General features: G+C 72.3%; 3 protein-coding genes. 2 read left to right on the top strand and 1 reads right to left on the bottom strand.

The annotated features are described in order from the left end of the window. Positions 1–2,652 (top strand): ATP-binding protein (locus WA805_RS14745; RefSeq protein ID WP_425242601.1); only part of this gene is annotated, 2,652 nt, incomplete at its 5' end. On the opposite strand, the gene WA805_RS14740 is transcribed toward WA805_RS14745, so the two are convergent. After that, entirely contained in the window at positions 2,649–2,927 is a 279-nt protein-coding gene (locus WA805_RS14740; RefSeq protein WP_425242600.1) for a DUF4242 domain-containing protein, read from the bottom strand. The genes WA805_RS14745 and WA805_RS14740 overlap by 4 nt on opposite strands. Positions 2,928–3,166: 239 nt before the next feature. Here WA805_RS14740 and WA805_RS14735 point away from each other — a divergent pair. Beyond that, positions 3,167–3,741, top strand: a 575-nt coding sequence (locus tag WA805_RS14735; protein WP_424561051.1) for an HdeD family acid-resistance protein, incomplete at its 3' end; no start/stop codon positions are given.

The raw sequence follows: 3,741 nt of genomic DNA, 5'->3' as shown, positions 1-3,741 counted from the left end.
TGGCGGCACCGGCCGGAGCTGGTCGCGCCGGCCGGGGACGGCGGGGACTACCGGCGGGAGCTGTTCGACGCGATCGCGGCGCTGCTGCTCGCAGTCGGCGAGGAGCGGCCGGTGGTATGCGTCCTCGAGGACCTGCACTGGGCCGGGCAGCCCACCCTGCAGCTGCTTGACCACGTGGCGCAGCGGTCGGCCCGGACCGCGTCGCGGCTGCTGGTGCTGTGCACGCACCGCACGACCGCGCCGGACCGCAGTGACGACCTCACCTTCGCGATCGCGGACCTGTACCGGCTGGACGGCGTGCGGCGACTCGACCTGGCCGGGCTCAGCGTCGAGGAGGTCGCCCAGTACCTGGTGGCAGAGGGCAGGCTGAGCGCGCGCCGGGCGCGGGAGTACGCCACCGTGCTGCGCGACCAGACCGGCGGGAACCCGTTCTTCCTGCGCGAGCTGTGGCGGGACCTGGCGGGCTCGGACGTGTTCACGGGCGCGGGGGCCGGCGGGCTGCCGACGCGAGCCTTCGGCGCCAGGGCGCCGGTTTCCGTCAGGGACACGCTGCAGCGGCGGCTGTCCCGGCTGGCGCCGGGCGAGCGCGCCGTGGTGGAGACCGCGGCCGTCCTCGGGGATGGCGGTGAGGTGCGCGTCCTGATCAAGGCCTGCGCCGCCGACGCGGCGACGGTCCTTGCGGCGCTGGACGCCGCCGTGCGGTTCGGGCTGCTGGACGGCGCGGAGCTTGGCCGCGGCCGGATCGCGTTCCCGCACACGCTGACCCGGCAGGCGGTGCTCGACTTGATCGATCCCTCTCGCCTGGCGAGACTGCACGCGCGGGTGGGGGAGGTGCTGCAAGCCTCAGGATCCGGGTCGCAAGCGGTGATCAGGCAGCTCGCCCACCATTTCGCGCGGGCCGCGGCCCTCGGCTACGGGGACACCGCGGCGGGCTACCTGCGGCTCGCGGCCAGGGAGGCCGAGCGGAGCCTGGCGTTCGAAGACGCGGCCGCCTGGTACGCGCAGGCGGCCGACCTGGCCGGGGGATCGGATCCCAATCGCGAGGAGCTGTGGTTCGACGCCGCGGACGCCTACGTCCGGGCCGGCGAGTTCGCCAGCGCGCGGACCCATTACCTGCGGCTGACCGACTCCCGTGACCCCCGGGTCAGGCTCCGCGCCGCGATCGGCTACGAGAACGCGGCCTGGCGCCCGGGACTGCCAGGCACGCAGGCCCGCGCCCTGCTGGCCCACGCGCTCGAGGGCGTTCCCGAGGACCTCGACGACCCGCGGTACGTGTGGGCGCTCGCCAGCCTCGGGCGCGCCACCTCGTTCACCGGCGACGCCGAGCGCTCCAGGCGGCTGGCCGACCTTGCCCTGGGAGCGGCGCGCCGGCTGGGGGACCGCCAGTTGCTGCGGCACGCGCTGGGCACGATGATGTGGCAGCGCGCCGGGCCGGACTCGGTCGGCGGGCACCTGGAGCTGGCCACCGAGCTCACGCCGCTCGCCAGGGAAGCCCAGGACTGGTTCGCGCTCGGCACGTCGGCGGTGTTCCGCTGCGCCATCGCCTACATTCACGGCGACCGGGCCGCCTGGACGGCGGCGGCCGCGGACCTGGAGCTGGCCGTGCGCGGCAGCGGGCAGCCGTTCATCGCCTTCATGCACCGTTCCGGCGACTACGCGCACGCGTTCCTCGGCGGCGACTTCGCCGCCGCCGCGCGGATAGCGGAGGACCTGCTGGAACTCGGGCGGTCGTTCGGACCTGACGACACCGAGGGCACGTACGGGCTGCAGATGTACATGATCCGCCGGGAAACCGGGGGCCTGGAGCAGGTCAGGCCGCTGCTCGGTGCCATCCGCGAGTCGTCGGGCACCTGGGAGCCTGGGCTGCTGGCGCTATACACCGAACTCGGACTCGCCCAGGACGCCGGCGACCTGCTGTGGCAGCTGCTGGACCGGGTCGACGAAACGGCGGCCTTGCAGTCGCCGTGGGCCCAGTGGACCGCGGTGCTCGTGTTCCTGGTGGAGGCCGCGCTGGCGCTCGATGACGTCGCCGCGGCGCGGCGGCTGCGGCCGTTGCTGGCCCCGTACTCCGGGCAGCAGCTGATCGCCGGGCAGTTCGTCGCCGTGTTCGGCCCGGCCGACGCGTATCTCGCCGCGCTCGACGCACTGCTGGGGGACCGGGATTCCGCGGAGCGGCTGTTCGCGGCGGCGCTGGCGCAAGCGACCGGCTTCGGCGCGCTGATCCACCGGGCGTCGACGCTTACCGCGTGGGCGGCTCATCTTCGCGCCGCCGGGGACACCGACGCGCGAACGCGGATGACCGGGATGCGGGCGGAGGCGCGGCGGATGGCGGCGAGCACCGGGCAGGAGCGGCTGCTGCGGCTGCTTGACCAGCTGGACGCCGCACCGGGTACCGAGGCAGGCGAACGCGACGGCCAGGACGGCCCGGACGCGGCCGGGCTGACGCCACGGGAGATCGCGGTGCTCCAGCTGCTCGCCGCGGGAAGCAGCAACAGGGAGATCGCCTCCCGCCTCAAGATCGCCGAGAACACCGCGGCCAACCACGTGCGCAGCATCCTGCTCAAGACCGGCGCCGCTAACCGGACCCAGGCCGCCACGCTGGCCGTGACCCGGGGCTGGATCTCCGATCCGGTCTCCGCCCGGCCGCGCTAGTCGGCGGCCACCTCTTCGGGAATCCGGGCCCGCGAGCCGTCGGGCAGCACCACGCCGGTGACCTCGACGATCGAGTCGGCGGGCAGTCCCGCGCGCTCCGCCGCCCGCCTGATCGCGTCAGCGAACGGCGCCTCGTACAGGCAGTACGTCTTGCGCTTGTCCGCCGACAGGAACGAGTACAGCCAGCGCACCCCTTCTTCCTCGTTGATCCTGTTGATCTGGTCGGCCTGTTCCGCCGAGGCATCCAGATCGTCCGCGAACCGGCGTTCAACCATAAAAATGGGCATCTTCCTTACCCCCCTCACGTCTGACGACAACGTATCGCGCGGGCAGTGCCACCGCCACCGCGACGGCCCTGGTCGCGGGCGTTTGGACTCCGGGCAGCGGCGACGGGTCAGCCACGGTCAAGCTGGCGTCCCGCGCGTAAAGGTCAAGAAGGTTTAAAGAGCAAGCATGGTGACGATAAAGCCCGCGTGAGACGCCAGCTTCCGGCAGTGACGAGCGGGAGGTCGCTGTGACCGAGACAACGCAGGAACCCTTGGACATGGTCGGCCGGCTTGGCCGGAACTGGGGCTGGGTGTTCGCCTACGGCCTCCTCACCCTGATAGCCGGAATCGCGGTGCTGGCCTGGCCCAGCGAGACGCTGCTCGTCCTGGCGGTGCTATTCGGCATTCAGCTGATCATCTCTGGCATCTTCCGGTTCGTCGGGGCGCTGGCCACCGACGACCTGACGGGCGGAACGCGCGTCCTGCTGGCGCTGCTGGGCGTGCTGTCGATCATCGTCGGCCTGTGGGCGGTCCGCCACGTGCTGCTCACGCTGCTCGCGCTCATCGTGTTCCTCGGCATCTTCTGGATCGTCAACGGCGTGATCGAGATCTTCACCGCCTTGGCGCACCGCGAGATGCCGCAGCGGGGCTGGACAGTCGCCATGGGGGTGCTCAGCGTGATCGCGGGCATCATCGTGCTGGCCTACCCTGGCCTCTCGCTGTACGGCCTGGCGATCATCCTCGGTATCTGGCTGCTGATCTTCGGCGTGATGGAGATGGCAGCCGCGTTCCGCCTTCGCTCGGTCGCCCACACGGCGCACAG

Source organism: Trebonia sp., from assembly GCF_049794275.1.
Lineage (GTDB): Bacteria > Actinomycetota > Actinomycetes > Streptosporangiales > Streptosporangiaceae > Trebonia.
Note: the sequence above shows the minus strand (reverse complement) of the source record. Positions and strands in the feature narration are given on the sequence as shown.